Origin of the sequence: Streptomyces sp. NPDC091649 (genome assembly GCF_044756785.1) — a bacterium.
In the GTDB taxonomy this organism is placed as follows: Bacteria; Actinomycetota; Actinomycetes; order Streptomycetales; family Streptomycetaceae; genus Streptomyces.
In genome coordinates this window covers 39,344-55,174 of the sequence record NZ_JBIVTR010000007.1, presented here as the reverse complement: position 1 = coordinate 55,174, position 15,831 = coordinate 39,344, and the positions used below count along the sequence as shown (strand labels likewise).

Sequence of the window (15,831 nt, the reverse complement as noted above, 5' to 3'; positions counted from 1 at the left end):
GGCGGCGGGAAGGGCCCCGGCCGGGGGACGCCGGCGCCGACAGCGGCGCGGGACACCGGTCGGGCGCACGGCCCAGGCGGGCCCTGCCGTCAGCCCCGGACACGAAAGGCCGACATGACCGAGACAACCGACACCGCGCACCCGGCGTCCCGCGTGACAGCCGGGACGGGCCGGGAGCCCGCGCGGCGCCATGGGCCCCGAGGCCCCGCGGAGCGTTCTTGGCGCAGCAGCCCGCTCCGGCGTTGCACGCCGTGGCTGTTCCTGGCGGTTCCGCTGGCGCTGCTGATCACGTTCACCTACGTCCCCGTGGCCAACATGGTCTATTACAGCTTCACCGACTGGGACGGCATCAGTCCGGACCGGAACTTCACCGGGATCGACAACTACACGCAGATCTTCACCCGCCCCGAATTCCTCCGGGTGTTCCTCGTCAGCGGCTACTACCTCGCCGCCTCCGTCGTCCAGATCGTCCTCGCCCTCTATTTCGCGACGGTGCTCAGCTTCAACCTGCGCTTCCGCAACCTCTTCAAGGGAATCCTCTTCTTCCCGTATCTCGTGAACGGCGTCGCGATCGGCTTCGTCTTCCTCTACTTCTTCCAGGACGGCGGCACGCTCGACTCCGTCCTTTCCTGGTTCGGCGCGGACACCGACCACGCCTGGCTGGGCGACCCCGCATCGGCGAACACGTCGCTGGCCGGCGTTTCCGTCTGGCGCTTCACGGGGCTGAACTTCGTCCTGTTCCTCGGGGCGATCCAGTCCGTCCCGGGCGAGCTCTACGAGGCCGCCGAACTCGACGGCGCCACCCGGTGGCAGCAGTTCCGGCACATCATCGCCCCGAGCATCAAGCCGGTACTGAGCCTCAGCGTCATCCTGGCGATCTCCGGCTCCCTCGCCGTGTTCGAGATCCCGTACATCATGACCGGCGGCGCGACCGGCACCTCGACCTTCGTCATCCAGACGGTGAAGCTCGCCTTTCAGTTCAACAAGACGGGCCTGGCCTCCGCGGCCGCCGTCGTCCTCCTTCTGATCATCCTGGTGATCACGTGGATTCAGCGCCGCCTTGTGCCCGACGAGAAGGTCGACCTCGTATGACCAAGCCTGTGAACAAGACCGGGACCGCCGCCGGGACCGCCGCCGAGGGCGGCTCCGTGAGCAAGGCGGCGCGCGTGACGCCGGCCCGGCCCGCGCGGGGTGGCGGACGCCGCTGGATCGGTCCCGCCCTGACCTACCTGTCGCTCATCGCCGCGTCGCTGACGGTGCTGCTGCCGCTCGCCGTCGTCTTCCTCACGTCGCTCAAGACGTCGAGTGAGGCCGCGGACTCGGGCGCCCTGTCGCCGCCGGGCGACTGGCTCAACTTCGACAACTACGTCACCGCGTTCTCCGACGGCAAGATGCTGTCCGCCTTCGGCAACACCGCCTTCATCCTGCTGTTCTCCATCACCGGGACCGTGATCATCGGTTCGATGACCGCCTACGCGATCGACCGGTTCGCCTTCCGCGCCAAGAAAGCGGTGGTGGGGCTGTTCCTGGTCGCCACGCTCGTGCCCAGCGTCACGACCCAGGTCGCGACCTTCCAAGTGGTCAACAGCTTCGGCCTGTTCGACACCCGGTGGGCGCCCATTCTGCTCTACATGGGTACGGACATCGTCTCGATCTACGTGTTCCTGCAGTTCATCCGGGGAATCCCCACCTCGCTGGACGAAGCGGCCCGACTGGACGGGGCGAACGCCTTCACCATCTACCGGAAGATCATCTTTCCGCTGCTCAAACCGGCGATCGCGACCGTCGTCATCATCAAGGGGATCACCGTCTACAACGACTTCTACATCCCCTTTCTCTACATGCCCTCCGAGGAACTCGGCACCATTTCCACGGCTCTGTTCCGCTTCAAGGGGCCGTTCGGGGCGCACTGGGAGAACATCTCCGCGGGCGCGATCCTCGTCATCGCCCCCACTCTGGTCATCTTCCTGTTCCTGCAGCGCTGGATCTACAACGGGTTCGCCCAGGGCGCCTCGAAGTAGCACGCCGAGGCGGCCGACCGGGCCCGGACGGCCGCGGACGGCTGCCGGTGACGGTGCGACCGCTTCCCCCCGTCGGTGCGCGCACCGGCCTCGTCGCCGGCCCGTGCCGAGGCCGCCGGCCGGCGGTGAACGGGTCGTGCCGAACCGAGTGCGGACGAGGAGCACAGCCCGCGCCCGGAGCCCGGCCGGGCCGGCCGCTCGTGGCGGCCGGCCCACGGGGTTGCCGATCGCCAGGTCAGCGGGCGTACGCGGCGAACTTCTCGATGGCGTCCGGGGTGACCGGGGTGAAGAAGTTGACGAGATTGCCGTCGGGGTCGCGGACCAGGAGCGCACGGTTGCCCCAGGGCATCGTCGTGGGCTCCTTGACGAAGTCGGCAACGAACCCGGTCAGCCTCCGGTGCAAGCTGTCCACGTCGTCGACGAGGAACTCGATGATGACGCTGCGGTTGTCGGCCGGGGCGGCGGAGCCGGGCGCGAACAGCGGAACGGTCCGGGTACTGCCGATCGCGAGGGTGCCCGAGGCGGTTCGCAGTTCGGCGAAGTCCTCGGTGGGCCGGCTAGCCCGCACTCCGGTGGCGCGCTCGTAGAAGTCGACGAGGCGGGCCACGTTGTCCGTGATGACGCGGATCGAGACGAGGTTCATGGGGTTCGCTCCTGGTGGTCGTGCGCTTGTTCGCTCAGTCGGTCGTTGCTGATGACCCCACGCTACGAGCGATACCGGACAGAATCCGACCGGTATCTGCGGCAGACTTCCCGGTATGTCCCGTCCCCTGTCCCGCGTACTCACCCTGCTGGAGCTTCTCCAGGCGGGGGGCACCCGCACTGTGGCCGAACTCGCCGACCGGCTCGGCGTCGGCGAGCGCACGGTGCGCCGGTACGTCGACCACCTCGTCGACCTCGACATCCCCGTGGAGTCGGTGCGCGGCCGCTACGGCGGCTACCGGATCGGCCCCGGCCACCGCATGCCCCCGCTCATGCTGACCGACGACGAGGCGCTGGCCGTGCTGCTCGGCCTCGTCACCGGCCGGCGGTCCGGGATCCCGGCGGCGGCGGGCACGGCGGGTGAGACGGCTGCGGCCAAGATCCGGAGAGTCCTGCCGGAACGGCTTCGCCGCCGACTGGACTCCGTGCTCGACTCGCTGACCTTCACGGCCCCGGCGGGCGGGACGGCCGGTCCCGAGACCGCCGTCCTGCTCCCCATCGCCGACGCGGTACGCCATCGCCGGCCGGTCGCGATCCGGTACACCGCCTCCGGCGGCCGGCGCAGCGACCGCACCCTGTACCCGTACGGGCTCGTCGCGCACTCGGGCAGGTGGTACGTGACGGGGAGGGACCTCTCGGTCGGCGAGGAGCGGACGTTCCGGTTGGACCGCGTCGCCGGCGTCCGGGTCCTGCCGGGCTCGTTCGAACCGCCCGCCGGCCACGACCCGGCGGAGCGCGTCCTCACGGCGCTCGCCACCGCCCCGTACCGGCATGAGGTGACTCTGCGGGTCCAGGGGACCGCCGAACAGATCCGCACCCGCCTTCCGGGCAGCGTAGCGACGGTGACGGAGGCGCCGGCCGCGAGCGGTACGGACGCGGAGACCGGGACAGGGACGGAGACCGAGACCGGGGCAGAGACCGGGACAGAGACCGAGAGCGGGGCAGACACGGGGACGGGAGCGGAGGCCGGGCGCTGGTCGCGGGTCGAGATCCGCGCCGAGCGCCTCGACTGGCTGCCCGGCGTACTCGCGTCGCTTGACCTCCCGTTCGTCGTCGAGCGACCGGACGAGCTGCGCGACCTCGTCGCTGCCCTCGCCGGCCGGCTCATGGATGCCGCCCGGCGCACCCCGCCCGCCGGCTGACGGATGCTGCCCGGCACCACGAGCCCTTGTCCTGGCTCCGGCCCGGAGACGCGCTCAAGGCTCCCACGCCGCCCGCGCGGTGAGCCCTCCGATCACCCCGGCGACATGGTCGCCGCCCCATGGGGGCCCAGCCGTCGACGAGTAAGGAAACAGCTCCACCACAAGGCTCGTCGTGCACCGCGGCGGCTCCCCCCGGGGTCGACGAGCACGCCGTGCGCAGGGGCATGAGCACCGACTACGAGGGCGACTGCGGCGCCAGGCGGTGAGCCCTGCCCGCCTCGTCGACCTGCAGAAATTCGGCACGGCCGCGTCCCTCGACGTCGGCGAGCAGAATCCGCTCCGGAGCGATCCCGGTATCCGCCATGACCCTACGGGCCTTCTCGGAGAAGACGCCGGCCTCCGTGGCCTCCCACACCAGAATTCCACCCCGAGGGGTGATGAGAACCTTGTCGACGTGTGCATCACCGCTCACATCGGCGAACCGCGTCTCACCTTTTTGCGAAACAGGCTCGCTGATCTCCTCGGGAGAGGACCACTTCACGTACGTCTCCCTGTTCTCACCCGTGCTCAGGTTGTACCAGACGGTCACCCTCCCGTCCGGTTCGATGCGCAGGTAGTCGGCCAATCTGTCCCCGTTGATGTCGGAGAACTGGATCTCCTTCAGATCTTCGACATGGTCGAGACGATCGCTCGGGGGGATGTCGGCGGTCTCGGTGGGCCTTTCCATGCACATACGGGACCCATCGGGACCGACTGCGGCCCAGGTGCGGACGGTCACCCCGCCGTCCTCGGCGACGACGATACAGTCGGGCAGTTCGTCGTGGTCGATGTCGCCGAAGCGCAACGCGGCACCCGTCGCGCCGTCGTCGGGCTTGTACGAGTTCTTCCCCCGGCCTCTGTCCTCCAAGGTTCCTTCATTATTGAAATAGACGTTCCACCGGAAAGTGAACTTCTGATTTGCGCTTACTCTCACGTATTCGGCTGCATCCTCGACACCCAGGTCGAAGGCGAAGTATCTTTCCCCGGCCGAAAACCAGTCGGGCACTTCAGGGTCGGTCCGCACCGGGCCCGGAGTCTTCGCGTCCGCGCTCGATTCCCACGGCATCGGAACGAAACGCAGGACCGAGGCGAGGGCGGCCAGAGCCGCGACCGAGGCCATCGCGATCACTCGATGCCGTCGCTTGCCGGAGCGCCCTCGCACGGCCGGGGCAGGCGGGCCGGGCTCCGTCGGCGCGGGCCCGGTCTCCGGCACGGGTACGTACGGTTCGCCGCGCGTGGCGAGAAGGAGACGGCGAAGAGTGGTGAACGTCCGATGCCGGGGCGAGTCGGCCTTGAGGATGCTGAAGTGGTCGCCCGGCAGGGCGGAGCTGTCGGGGAAGACGGACTGCGCCGAGGCCCGGGACACCACGCCATCGCTCTCGCCCGCGTACACCGACACCGGGATGGGACAGGTTCGGTCGGTGACCGCGGCGGCGTGCACGACATCACGCACGACTGTGCGCAGGGTCATGTTGACCTGGTCGTTCAGCGGACGGAGGTCCGACTCCTGCGGATGGCGCCCGCCCAGTACACGCCGCCGCAGAGAGAGCAGCAATTCGGAGCCGTTACTGGGGCACGCAAGCATGACCAGGCGCTGGATTCGGACAAGTTCCTCGCCTCTGCCATCGTGGAGCATACGGGCCAGATAGCGCTGAGCCACCAGCCCACCCTGGCTGTGGGTGACCAATAGCAGCTGGTCAAACGCGCCGGCTTCCGTGGCCAGGTATTCCTTGAGGCTGTCCGCGACCGTGTCGATCGACGGGAAGACCTGAAGCGGATTGACCGAAAGTAACCCAGTCGAGTACGCGAACGGCAACGGTTCGACAAATCCGAGACTTCGGTCCGCGGTGATCAGCTCGCGCAACGGCTCCCATGTCCTCGGCCCGGACATCAAGCCATGGACCATCACGAGCCCCAGTCGGCCGTCCCCCACGATACCGATCCCCTCTCCGAAAACATGGAACGTTCACCCTAAGGGTTGTCGCGCAATTCCCGGCGGGCGCGCGAGCTACGGCACCTCGCCGCGTTGTCGGAACGTCCACATACATCCAGTACGCAGACGTCCCTCCGCCTTGCGACGCACCGCATCTGATGCCGTGCGCTGATCCACCGAGAATTGCGGGACAACCCTAGCCGCTCCCTTATTGATCCGAAACGCTTTGTGTTCAGATTCGTTGACGGTGTGTGAGCGATTTGGTGGGGGACGCGCGGACCTGGTCGCCGGACGCGCAGGAGGCTGTGCGTCTGCTGGTGGTGTCCGCGCTGGTGGAGGGCCGGGACCGGTCGGAGGTTGCGGCCCTGTTCAGAGTGTCGGTCAGGCAGTGGACAACTGGAGGGCGAGGTGGCAGGCGGGTGGCCGGGCCGCGCTGCTGTCCCATCCGCGGGGCCGGCGTGCGGGTGAACGTCAAGTTCTGTCCCAGGCCGAGCAGGCCGCCGTCCGGCAGGCCGTCCTCGACCACACCTCATCAGAACTGGGGCTTTCCGGTCAGCTATGGACGCGAGCGCGGATAGGCGAGCTGATCTTCAAGCTGTACCGGGTCCGCTTCGCCGAGCCGGGAGTGGGCAAGTACCTCAAGCGTTGGGGGCTGACGTTCCAGCGGCCGGACAAGCGGGCGTCGTTCGACGCGAAGATCATGTGTCGCTTCCCGGACCGGATCGTCGGGCACTTCGTCCGTAAGGTCCACCTGGTCGTCGACCGGCACTCGGCCCACCGCTCGAAGACCACCCGGGCCCGGCTCGCCGACCACAAGGATCGGATCGAGCTGCACTTCCTGCCCTCGTACTCACCCGAGCTGAACCCTGACGAGCTGGTCAACGCCGACCTCAAACGCAGCCTGCCGCACACTCACCGGGCCAGGAACCAGACCGAACCCGCCGCCGAAACCCGGCGGTTCTTCCACCGTCGGCAACACCAACCTCGCGTCGTGCACGGATACTTCGGCGGCCAGCATGTCCGCTACGTCATCGACGCGTAACCCCATGAGTTCTGACCAATAGGTTCTGCCTCCTTGGTCACCCGGGCCTGTCGTCAGCCAGACTGCGCCTCCTACCAGCCGTGCTGGGCGTCCCCCAATATGGTGCCGCCGAGGTGCGCGGCGAGTTTCTCGGCGCGGGGAAGGTCGCCCCATTTGTCGACGTGAACGAAGACAGTGTGGCGGTCGGATGGCTGCAACCAGTTGACGTCATCGCAGTTGAAGAGAACTTCCACGCCATCATATTTGGCAATACCATATGAATCCGTCTCGTCGTCGTCCGGCCACCTACCGTGCAAGCCAATCGAGGCAGTTCCCTGCCCCACGGCCCTCACGAACCGGTCCTCCACGGTGCCTGGTGAGATGTAGTGCAAGACGGACAGAGGCAGTTCAGGCTCCAGCAAGCGGTGGTGGGCCGTAAGGATGTCCGAGCCGAAGTCCAGAAACTCACCTGTCACCGGGTCCTTCCGGGGACTGGCATAGCTGAAGTCGGCCTCGGGCACCGCCGCCGCCAACCGCCGCGCATCCTCGACAGTCAGCAGATCGGCCATCAACGTCACCTCGTCGGCGCGCTCCTCCAGCAGATCGTTCAGGCGCAGTGCCTGCGTCCACGCCTCCATGGCGTCAGTGGTACGGAAGACGGGATACGCCCGTGAGTTGCCCATGCGCCCCACCTTCGCACGCAGCAGTGGGGATGCTCAGGGGAGGGCTCCATACCTCCCTCATCAAGCCGCCGTGATGGGTTGGCGTACCGGAAGAGGGTGAGATTCCACCGCCGACATGTCCGCTGCGTCATCGATGAGTGAAGCCCATGAGTTTCTGATCAACAGGGGTTTTCAACCTCACGAGGAGTTCCATGAATGGAGAGGCGCGGAGCGTCGAATTCCTTGTCCGGTCTCCTGGCGATCACCCGATCGGCAAGACCGAACTGTTTCCCGTGTGACGGGTGGTTGGACGGACTGCCCCGGACGCGGGCACGAGGAAAGCCCCTGGATGACGGTTTCAGGACCGATATCACCCTGCGGTCAGAAGCTTCGCCCGCCTGTCCACCCGCCCGGAGCCGCGCACGGTCTGATCGCTGCCCGGGCCCACCGGCAGTCCCGCCGCTCTCGCCGCCGCCGACCGTGCCCGGCGCACACGAGCGTGTTTCGTCACCCGTGAAATCACGGATTCTCCTCCCGGGCGAGGACCCACGGCTTCCGGGAGGCCGGCGCCGCCGGGACGGCAGTGTGGTCCACACCATCTCCCTCACAGCTCCGCCCACCTCCGGGAGGTGGGCGGGTTCGCTCGCTGGCGTGGTGGGGGAGGTGTGGGATCAGTGCGCGACCTTGAGCCCGATCACGCTTCCGACGATCAACGCCAGGAACACGATCTTCAGCGCACTCACCGGCTCACCCCCGGTGAGCATGGCGTACAGGACGGTGAGCACGGCGCCGATTCCCACCCACACCGCGTACGCGGTACCCACGGGCAGGTCCCGCATCGCGAAGGCGAGTCCTCCCATGCTCGCGGCCAGGGCCGCCGCGAAGATCAGGGTGGGGGTGAGCCGGCTGAAGCCCTCGGACTTGCCCAGGGCGGTCGCCCACACGGCCTCCAGGACGCCCGACAGGGCAAGAATCAACCACGACATGACAGCCTCCAGCGGGCCGTCTTGTCGCACACCGGGTACGGCACCCATCGTCCGGAAGCCTCATTTCGGGCTCAATCCAAAATTTCACACGGGACATGGATTGGCAATCCCGCCGTGTGGCGTCGCCCACAGCGCGCCCCCGTCCGCACCGCGGGCACCTGCCCGTTTTCCGTGCCGTATCGCGGGAGCGGGGTCCGTGGACGTTCGTGCCGCTCCCGGCCGTGACCGGGATCTCGTTCTGCGCGACCCACGCTCCTGGCACCCTGGTTCGGGTCACGGGGGACCCAGTCGAAGCCGCACGAAGAGCGAGACGCCATGACCGCGAGCACCGCCGCAGTAAACGCCCACCACGCCCGCCGCGTCCGCACCGGCGGCCCCGAGGACGGCTCGAAGCTGATGGAGCACATCGCCGGCTGGGCCTTCGTGGTGGTGTTCGCGATGCTCGTCACCCAGCTCGGCCTGCTGTGACGGTCTGACGCAGCACGGGCTCCGCTCCCCACCCGTCCGGACCGACCCACCCGGGGCCCGTAAGCCCTCCAGGCCGTCCCACCTGCCCGTTACCCCGTGACGTGAGACACGCGATCGGGCATACTCGACCCGCCACGGCCGATGACCGTGCCACCCGTGACCCGGGAGGGCAGGATCGGCGGTGCAGTCTGCTTTTCCCGGCTCACTTCCGGGAGATCACCCGGCGGCGTCTCTCCCACCCCGAGCGCGCGACCGCCGCAACGCCCGACAGGGAGGAGAGCGCCGTCATGTCCGACCGTGCCCAGCAGCCGGTGGAACGCCGTCTGCCCACCGAGGAGTCCCGGCAGCTCGTCGCACTCGTCCGCGACATCGCGACGAAGGAGATCGCTCCCCGGGCGGCCGAGGAGGAGGAAGCGGGCGTCTTTCCGCGCGAGGTCTTCACCCTCCTGTCCGAGGCCGGACTCCTGGGACTCCCGTACGCCTCCGCCCACGGCGGCGGTGACCAGCCCTACGAGGTCTACCTCCAGGTCCTGGAAGAGCTGGCCGCCGCCCGGCTCACCGTCGGTCTCGGCGTCAGCGTCCACTCCCTCGCCTGCCACGCCCTCGCCGGGTACGGCACCGACGAGCAGCGTGCCGCGCACCTGCCCTCCATGCTGTCCGGCGGCCTGCTGGGTGCCTACTGCCTCTCCGAGCCCGCCTCCGGCTCCGACGCGGCCTCGCTGCGCACCAAGGCCGTACGGGACGGCGAGGAGTGGGTCATCACCGGGACCAAGGCGTGGATCACCCACGGCGGCGTCGCCGACTTCTGCACCGTCCTCGCCCGCACCGGCGTCGAGGGCCCCCGCGGCATCACGGCCTTCCTCGTCCCCGGCGACGCCGAGGGGCTGAGCGCCGCCCTCCCGGAGAAGAAGATGGGGATGAAGGGCTCGCCCACGGCCCAGCTCCACTTCGACGGCGTACGGGTCGGCGACGACCGGCGCATCGGCGAGGAGGGCCAGGGCTTCGCCATCGCCCTGTCCGCGCTCGACTCCGGACGCCTCGGCATCGCCGCATGTGCCATCGGGGTCGCGCAGGCGGCGCTGGACGAAGCCGTCCGTTACGCCACCGACCGGCGGCAGTTCGGCCGTCCCATCGCGGACTTCCAGGGGCTGCGGTTCATGCTCGCCGACATGGCCACCCAGATCGAGGCCGGCCGGGCGCTGTACCTGGAGGCGGCCCGCCTGCACGACGCCGGGAAGCCCTTCTCCCGGCAGGCGGCCATGGCGAAGCTGTTCTGCACGGACGCGGCCATGCGGGTGACCACCGACGCCGTCCAGGTGCTCGGCGGATACGGCTACACGCTCGACTTCCCGGTCGAACGGCTGATGCGCGAGGCGAAGGTGCTCCAGATCGTGGAGGGCACCAACCAGATCCAGCGCATGGTCATCGCGCGCCACCTCGCGGGTCCCGAGACGCGCTGAACCGTGCCCGCGCCTCGGACCGGGCGGGCGGTGCCGCGGCCTGGATCCACTCCGGGTCGCGGCGGCCCGGCAGCGTGCGGCCGGCGCTCTCCCACTGCCTGAGCAGCGCGCTGTAGATCGGCGGGTCCGCGGGGGAGCCCACGGGCGAGGCCCCGGTGGAGCGAGGCAGCGGCCGGGCGGGCGCACCCGGCTGCGGAACCGATTCTTCAGGGGCGGTTGCGGCGAGGCGGCGGCGACCCGGACCGAGCGTGGAATGCGGCGTGGTCATACGGGGCCAACGCCGCGGGGCGGGCCGGGGTCACGCTCGCGCCGATTCGCGCGCTCGTTCGCGAAGGCCCGCACCCGGGCACACGGAACCGCGGGCGCCACGGCGGCGGGGCCGTCGTGGCGCCGCACGTCCGGCGTGTACGTCAGGCGGCCTCGCGTCGCATCCGCGGCACGCGCAGCGGGCGGGATCCGGGACCTCCGGCATGCGAGAAGGGCTGCATCCGCCAGTCGAGCCCCTGGGGGAGCGTCAGCAGCAGACCGGCCTCCTGCTCCTGGAGCTCCAGCGTCTCGTCCGCGGGACGGGCGTCCGTCACACCGCGGCCGGTTCCGGCGCAGACGGTGAGGACGAAGGGGTTCCACGGCGTGGGGCACCGGGCGTGCTCCGGCAGGACGTCCTCGTCGGCCAGCAGCGCGATGGGCTGGGCACAGTCCGGGCAGATCACCCGGACCATCTCGAACATGTCGTACGCGTCGGCGGTACCGTCCTCGTCCGGATCGACAGGCTCCGGTTCGGTACGTCCGGTGAGCTTCAGGCTCTGCATGGGAATTCCCCCCTCGGGTGGGCCGACAAGGCGTCACGGCCTCGACCACAGCAAGCACTTCCCGCCGTGCAGGGCCGATAACCGCGAGGCGGCCCGCTACCGACCCGTAAACCTGTGGTATTCGTCACATGCCGCCCGCAGGTGCCGTTCCGTGAGCCGCGCGACTGTGCCGAGGGGCGCCCTGGGCCATAGGTTGATCCGCATGGAGGAGCTGGACCGTCAGATCGTTGAGTTGCTCGTCAAGGACGGGCGGATGAGCTACACCGACCTGGGCAAGGCCACGGGCCTGTCCACCTCGGCGGTTCATCAGCGCGTCCGCCGGCTGGAGCAGCGCGGGGTGATCCGCGGCTACGCCGCGGTCGTGGACCCCGAGGCCGTCGGGCTGCCCCTCACCGCGTTCATCTCGGTGAAGCCGTTCGACCCGAGCGCCCCGGACGACATCGCCGAACGGCTCGCCGGGGTGCCCGAACTGGAGGCGTGCCACAGCGTCGCGGGGGACGAGAACTACATCCTCAAGGTGCGGGTGGCGACACCGCTGGAGCTGGAACACCTGCTCACCCGGATCCGCACGCTCGCCGGCGTGTCCACCCGGACCACCGTCGTCCTGTCCACCCCGTACGAGGCCCGGCCCCCGCGTATCTGAGCGGCGGGCCGGCCCGCGCCGGAGGGGGCCGGGGGCAGGGCGGCGGCCGGCAGGCGCGAGACTGGTCCCATGAGCCAGAGCACCGCCCCCCAGAGCGCCCCCGAACACCGCACCGTGCTGTTGCGCGGCGGAGACGTCCACAGCCCCGCCGATCCGTTCGCCACCGCGATGGTCGTTGAACGCGGGCATGTCGCCTGGGTGGGTTCCGAAGGGGCGGCCGACGCCTTCGCGAGCGGCGTGGACGAGGTGGTCGACCTCGAAGGTGCCCTGGTCACCCCCGCGTTCACCGACGCCCATGTGCACACCACCGCCACCGGCCTGGCCCTGACGGGGCTCGACCTCTCCGGCGCCCGCACCCTCTCCGAGGCCCTCGGCCTGGTCCGTGAGTTCGGGGACGGCCGCGCCGCCGGGGACGTCCTCCTCGGGCACGGCTGGGACTCCGCCCGCTGGCCCGAGCGGCGCCACCCCTCGCGCGCCGAGCTGGACGAGGCGGCCGGCGGCCGGGCCCTGTACCTGCCGCGGATCGACGTGCACTCCGCGGTCGTCACGACGGCCCTGCTGGACCTCGTTCCGGGCGTCACCGCGATGACCGGATACCACCCCGACGCGCCACTGACGGGCGACGCCCACCACGCGGTACGGGCCGCCGCCCACGGCGCGCTCCCGGCCGCCCAGCGGGCCGCCGCCCAGCGGGCCGCCCTCGACCACGCCGCCTCCCTCGGCATCGGCGGCGTGCACGAGTGCGGCGGGCCCGAGATCTCCGACGAGGAGGACTTCACCTCCCTCCTCGCCCTCGCCGCCGAACGGCCGGGACCGCGCGTCTTCGGCCTCTGGGCCGAGGAGATCGCGGACGGGAAGGACGCCCGGCGCATCCGCGAACTCGGCGCCGTCGGCGCCGCCGGCGACCTGTTCGTCGACGGCTCCCTCGGCTCGCACACCGCCTGCCTGCACCGGCCCTACGCGGACGACCCGCACACCGGCACCGCCCACCTGGACGCCGGCCGGATCGCCGCGCACGTCACCGCGTGCACCGAGGCGGGCCTCCAGGCGGGCTTCCACGCCATCGGCGACGCCGCGGTCACCGCCGTGGTGGACGGGATCAGGGCCGCCGCCGGGACGCTCGGCCTCGACCGCGTCCGGGCCGCCCGTCACCGCGTCGAGCACGCCGAGATGCTTACCCCCGAGACGATCGCGGCCTTCGCGGAACTGGGCCTCACCGCCTCCGTGCAGCCCGCCTTCGACGCCGCCTGGGGCGGCCCGGAGGGGATGTACGCCGAGCGCCTCGGCACGGAGCGGGCCGCCACCCTCAACCCGTACGCGGCGCTGCTGCGCGCCGGAGTGCCGCTGGCCTTCGGCTCCGACAGCCCGGTCACCCCGCTCGACCCCTGGGGCGCCGTGCGGGCCGCCGCCCACCACCGCACCCCGGAGCACCGCATCTCGGTCCGCGCCGGGTTCACCGCCCACACCCGGGGCGGCTGGCGGGCCATCGGCCGCGACGACGCGGGCCTCCTGGTGCCCGGCGCCCCGGCCGACTACGCCGTCTGGCGCACCGCCGAACTCCTGGTCCAGGCGCCGGACGACCGGGTCGCCCGCTGGTCCACCGACCCCCGGTCCGGCACGCCCGGCCTGCCGGACCTGACGCCCGGGGCCGACCTTCCCGTCTGCCTGCGGACCGTGGTCTTCGGACAGACTGTCTACGTGCGACCGAACGAGTGACGTCGGGACATTCCGTACCGCCGATCGATGGCTCGCCCGCTGGTCCGCGACCTGCGGCCCTTCGGCACTGACCAGGCCGTTTCGGATGGAGTCGCAGGTCGCACGGCTGTTGACAGAAAGCGCCCACGGGCCGGTAGGTTCGGCCGGGTCCACCACAGGACGTCCGACCGGTCAAACCTCCACGCAGTCGTCGAACGCCGCTGGGTCATGAGGTGGTGTGCCGCACGGCCACCACCGCTGACAGCCAGGTTCAGCGCCCGCGCCTCGGGGGCGAGGGAAGGTTTCGGCCGGACGGAGGGTGCGACCCGGGTGGGGCCCGGACGTTCAGTAGACAACGGCTTTCGGTCGGCCCGCAGCCAGCGGGTCCCGGGCCGGCCCGAAGGGCGCCGGGCCCCGATCCGCAGCTCCGCGGTCCGCCTCGCCGGGGCGCGGACCTTGTGTTCTGTCCGCAGTTCCACGGATCTGTCCGCGCCGCGCCGCGCGCCCGCGCGACCGCGTCGGAGTGCGGCGGCGGTGCGCTGGATATGGTGTCCCCCTGTGTACGGACTTTAAGGGGCAGTAGTGAACGACGGCGGTCAGAGGCAGTTCGGCCCGCTCGGCAGGGTCCTGGTGATCATCCCGACCTACAACGAGGTCGAGAACATCAGGCCGATCGTCGACCGGGTGCGCGCCGCCGTCCCGGATGCCGACATCCTGGTGGCCGACGACAACAGCCCCGACGGCACCGGCAAGGCCGCCGACGAGATCGCCGCGGCCGACGGCCAGGTCCACGTCCTGCACCGCAAGGGCAAGGAAGGGCTCGGAGCCGCCTACCTCGCCGGTTTCGACTGGGGATCCGAGCACGATTACGGCGTGCTCGTCGAGATGGACGCCGACGGCTCCCACCAGCCCGAGGAACTGCCCCGGCTGCTCACCGCGCTCAAGGGCGCCGATCTGGTCCTCGGGTCCCGCTGGGTGCCGGGCGGCCGCGTGGTCAACTGGCCCAAGAGCCGTGAGGTGATCTCGCGCGGCGGCAGCCTCTACTCCCGACTCGCCCTCGGTCTCTCCGTCCGTGACGTCACCGGCGGCTTCCGCGCCTTCCGCACCGAGACGCTGGGCGGCCTCGGCCTGGGCGAGGTCGCCTCGCAGGGCTACTGCTTCCAGGTGGATCTCGCCCGCCGCGCGGTCGAGGCGGGCTATCACGTGGTCGAAGTCCCCATCACCTTCGTCGACCGGGAGATCGGCGACTCGAAGATGAGCCGGGACATCCTCGTCGAGGCGCTGTGGCGGGTCACCGGCTGGGGCATCACCTCCCGCGCGAACAAGGTGCTGGGCCGCAAGTCCCCCTGACGCTCCCGCGACGACGGCCGCGGGCGGACGCCGCCGCTCATGATCGCCCCCTTACGTCACTCGCACGCCGGTACGGGCACACTGGGAACATGACGACCGGCACTCCGCCCCCGACCCGTCCCCGGCGCTCACGCGTCCGCCGATTCCTGCCGCCGGCCCTGGCCGCCTGGCTGGTCCTGGAGATCTGGCTCCTGACCCTGGTCGCCTCGGCCGCGGGCGGCCTCGTCGTCCTGCTGATCCTAGTGGCCGGAGCCGTGCTCGGCGGCGCGGTCATCAAGAGCGCGGGCCGACGCGCCTTCAAGAATCTGACCGAGACCCTCCAGCAGATGCCGGGGCAGCCCGGCGCCTCCGCCACGCCGCCCGACGCCCTCACGGGCGGCAAGGGCTCCCGGGGCAACGGACTGCTGATGCTGGGCGGACTGCTGCTCGTGATCCCCGGTCCGGTCTCGGACGCGGCAGGACTGATCCTGCTGGTGCCGCCGGTACGCACCCTCATCAGCCGCTCCGCGGAACGCTCGCTGGAACGCCGGATGCGGGCCGCCGCGCCGGGCAGTGTCTCGGACGCCTTCCAGCAGGCCAGGATGCACCGGCCGGACGGACGGGTGGTCCAGGGCGAGGTCATCCGCGAGGACGGCCCCCAGCAGCCCTCCGGGCCCGACGACGACCCCCGGGGACCCCGCCCGCCGCTCACGCCCTGACAGGGTGCGACCGCACCCGTGCGCGGTCGATCGGGCACGGGTGCGCCCGCCTCGGACCGTGACCCGCCGGCCGGGCATACCAAGAGCCGCGGGGGGGGGGGGCGGGGGGGGGGGGGGGCCCCCCCGCCCGGGGGGGGGGGGGGGGGCGGGGCCCGCCCCCCCCCCCCCCCCCCCCCCCCCCCCCCCCCGGCTATGGTCACCA

The 15,831-nt window shown here is 70.6% G+C and carries 14 protein-coding genes, 1 pseudogene and 1 riboswitch; of the genes and pseudogenes, 10 read left to right on the top strand and 5 right to left on the bottom strand.

Annotated elements, in window-relative coordinates; genetic code table 11:
• Positions 1 to 114 precede the first annotated feature (114 nt).
• Positions 115 to 1,092 carry a carbohydrate ABC transporter permease gene (locus tag ACIQMU_RS14755; RefSeq protein ID WP_402688966.1) on the top strand — a complete coding sequence of 326 codons (978 nt, stop codon included), beginning with the start codon at positions 115 to 117 and terminating at the stop codon, positions 1,090 to 1,092.
• The gene (locus ACIQMU_RS14750; protein WP_352243274.1) at positions 1,089 to 2,021 is read left to right on the top strand and encodes a carbohydrate ABC transporter permease; all 933 of its coding nucleotides are present in this window, start codon (positions 1,089 to 1,091) and stop codon (positions 2,019 to 2,021) included. Before ACIQMU_RS14755 ends, ACIQMU_RS14750 begins: the two co-directional genes overlap by 4 nt.
• A 235-nt stretch (positions 2,022 to 2,256) precedes the next feature.
• On the opposite strand, the gene ACIQMU_RS14745 is transcribed toward ACIQMU_RS14750, so the two are convergent.
• A complete protein-coding gene (locus ACIQMU_RS14745) occupies positions 2,257 to 2,664 on the bottom strand; it encodes a VOC family protein (protein ID WP_402688965.1) in 408 nt (135 codons plus the stop codon).
• 115 nt (positions 2,665 to 2,779) lie between these two features.
• On the opposite strand from ACIQMU_RS14745, the gene ACIQMU_RS14740 reads away from it, so the two are divergent.
• On the top strand, positions 2,780 to 3,865 hold the full coding sequence (locus ACIQMU_RS14740) for a helix-turn-helix transcriptional regulator (RefSeq protein WP_402688964.1): 1,086 nt from the start codon (positions 2,780 to 2,782) through the stop codon (positions 3,863 to 3,865).
• 235 nt (positions 3,866 to 4,100) lie between these two features.
• Here ACIQMU_RS14740 and ACIQMU_RS14735 read toward each other — a convergent pair whose 3' ends face one another.
• A complete protein-coding gene (locus ACIQMU_RS14735) occupies positions 4,101 to 5,768 on the bottom strand; it encodes a hypothetical protein (RefSeq protein WP_352243277.1) in 1,668 nt (555 codons plus the stop codon).
• Between the two features lie 380 nt (positions 5,769 to 6,148).
• On the opposite strand from ACIQMU_RS14735, the pseudogene ACIQMU_RS14730 reads away from it, so the two are divergent.
• Positions 6,149 to 6,879, top strand: a pseudogene (locus tag ACIQMU_RS14730) (transposase).
• A 71-nt stretch (positions 6,880 to 6,950) separates the two neighbouring features.
• Here ACIQMU_RS14730 and ACIQMU_RS14725 read toward each other — a convergent pair.
• On the bottom strand, positions 6,951 to 7,541 hold the full coding sequence (locus ACIQMU_RS14725) for a hypothetical protein (protein ID WP_352243278.1): 591 nt from the start codon (positions 7,539 to 7,541) through the stop codon (positions 6,951 to 6,953).
• A 650-nt stretch (positions 7,542 to 8,191) separates the two neighbouring features.
• A complete protein-coding gene (locus tag ACIQMU_RS14720; RefSeq protein WP_352243279.1) occupies positions 8,192 to 8,506 on the bottom strand; it encodes a multidrug efflux SMR transporter in 315 nt (104 codons plus the stop codon).
• Positions 8,507 to 8,516: 10 nt separating this feature from the next.
• Positions 8,517 to 8,582: riboswitch (guanidine-III (ykkC-III) riboswitch) on the bottom strand.
• A 239-nt stretch (positions 8,583 to 8,821) separates the two neighbouring features.
• Between ACIQMU_RS14720 and ACIQMU_RS14715 the strand changes: the two genes are divergently transcribed.
• Positions 8,822 to 8,974: an SCO1431 family membrane protein gene (locus tag ACIQMU_RS14715; RefSeq protein ID WP_352243280.1), complete on the top strand. Its 153-nt coding sequence runs from the start codon at positions 8,822 to 8,824 to the stop codon at positions 8,972 to 8,974.
• 287 nt (positions 8,975 to 9,261) lie between these two features.
• Entirely contained in the window at positions 9,262 to 10,434 is a 1,173-nt protein-coding gene (locus tag ACIQMU_RS14710; RefSeq protein ID WP_402688963.1) for an acyl-CoA dehydrogenase family protein, read from the top strand.
• Between the two features lie 410 nt (positions 10,435 to 10,844).
• Here the strand turns inward: ACIQMU_RS14710 and ACIQMU_RS14705 are convergent, their stop codons facing one another.
• A complete protein-coding gene (locus tag ACIQMU_RS14705) occupies positions 10,845 to 11,243 on the bottom strand; it encodes a hypothetical protein (RefSeq protein ID WP_352243282.1) in 399 nt (132 codons plus the stop codon).
• A gap of 202 nt (positions 11,244 to 11,445) precedes the next feature.
• Here ACIQMU_RS14705 and ACIQMU_RS14700 point away from each other — a divergent pair, with 202 nt between their 5' ends.
• From ACIQMU_RS14700 to fxsA, 4 genes are all read left to right on the top strand, one after another.
• Positions 11,446 to 11,886 carry an Lrp/AsnC family transcriptional regulator gene (locus ACIQMU_RS14700; protein WP_010057405.1) on the top strand — a complete coding sequence of 147 codons (441 nt, stop codon included), beginning with the start codon at positions 11,446 to 11,448 and terminating at the stop codon, positions 11,884 to 11,886.
• A gap of 69 nt (positions 11,887 to 11,955) precedes the next feature.
• Positions 11,956 to 13,602 carry an amidohydrolase gene (locus ACIQMU_RS14695; RefSeq protein ID WP_352243283.1) on the top strand — a complete coding sequence of 549 codons (1,647 nt, stop codon included), beginning with the start codon at positions 11,956 to 11,958 and terminating at the stop codon, positions 13,600 to 13,602.
• Positions 13,603 to 14,163: 561 nt separating this feature from the next.
• Positions 14,164 to 14,931, top strand: a complete 768-nt coding sequence (locus ACIQMU_RS14690; protein ID WP_352243284.1) for a polyprenol monophosphomannose synthase — start codon at positions 14,164 to 14,166, stop codon at positions 14,929 to 14,931.
• An 89-nt stretch (positions 14,932 to 15,020) separates the two neighbouring features.
• A complete protein-coding gene (gene fxsA / locus ACIQMU_RS14685; protein ID WP_402688962.1) occupies positions 15,021 to 15,629 on the top strand; it encodes an FxsA family membrane protein in 609 nt (202 codons plus the stop codon).
• Positions 15,630 to 15,831 lie beyond the last annotated feature (202 nt).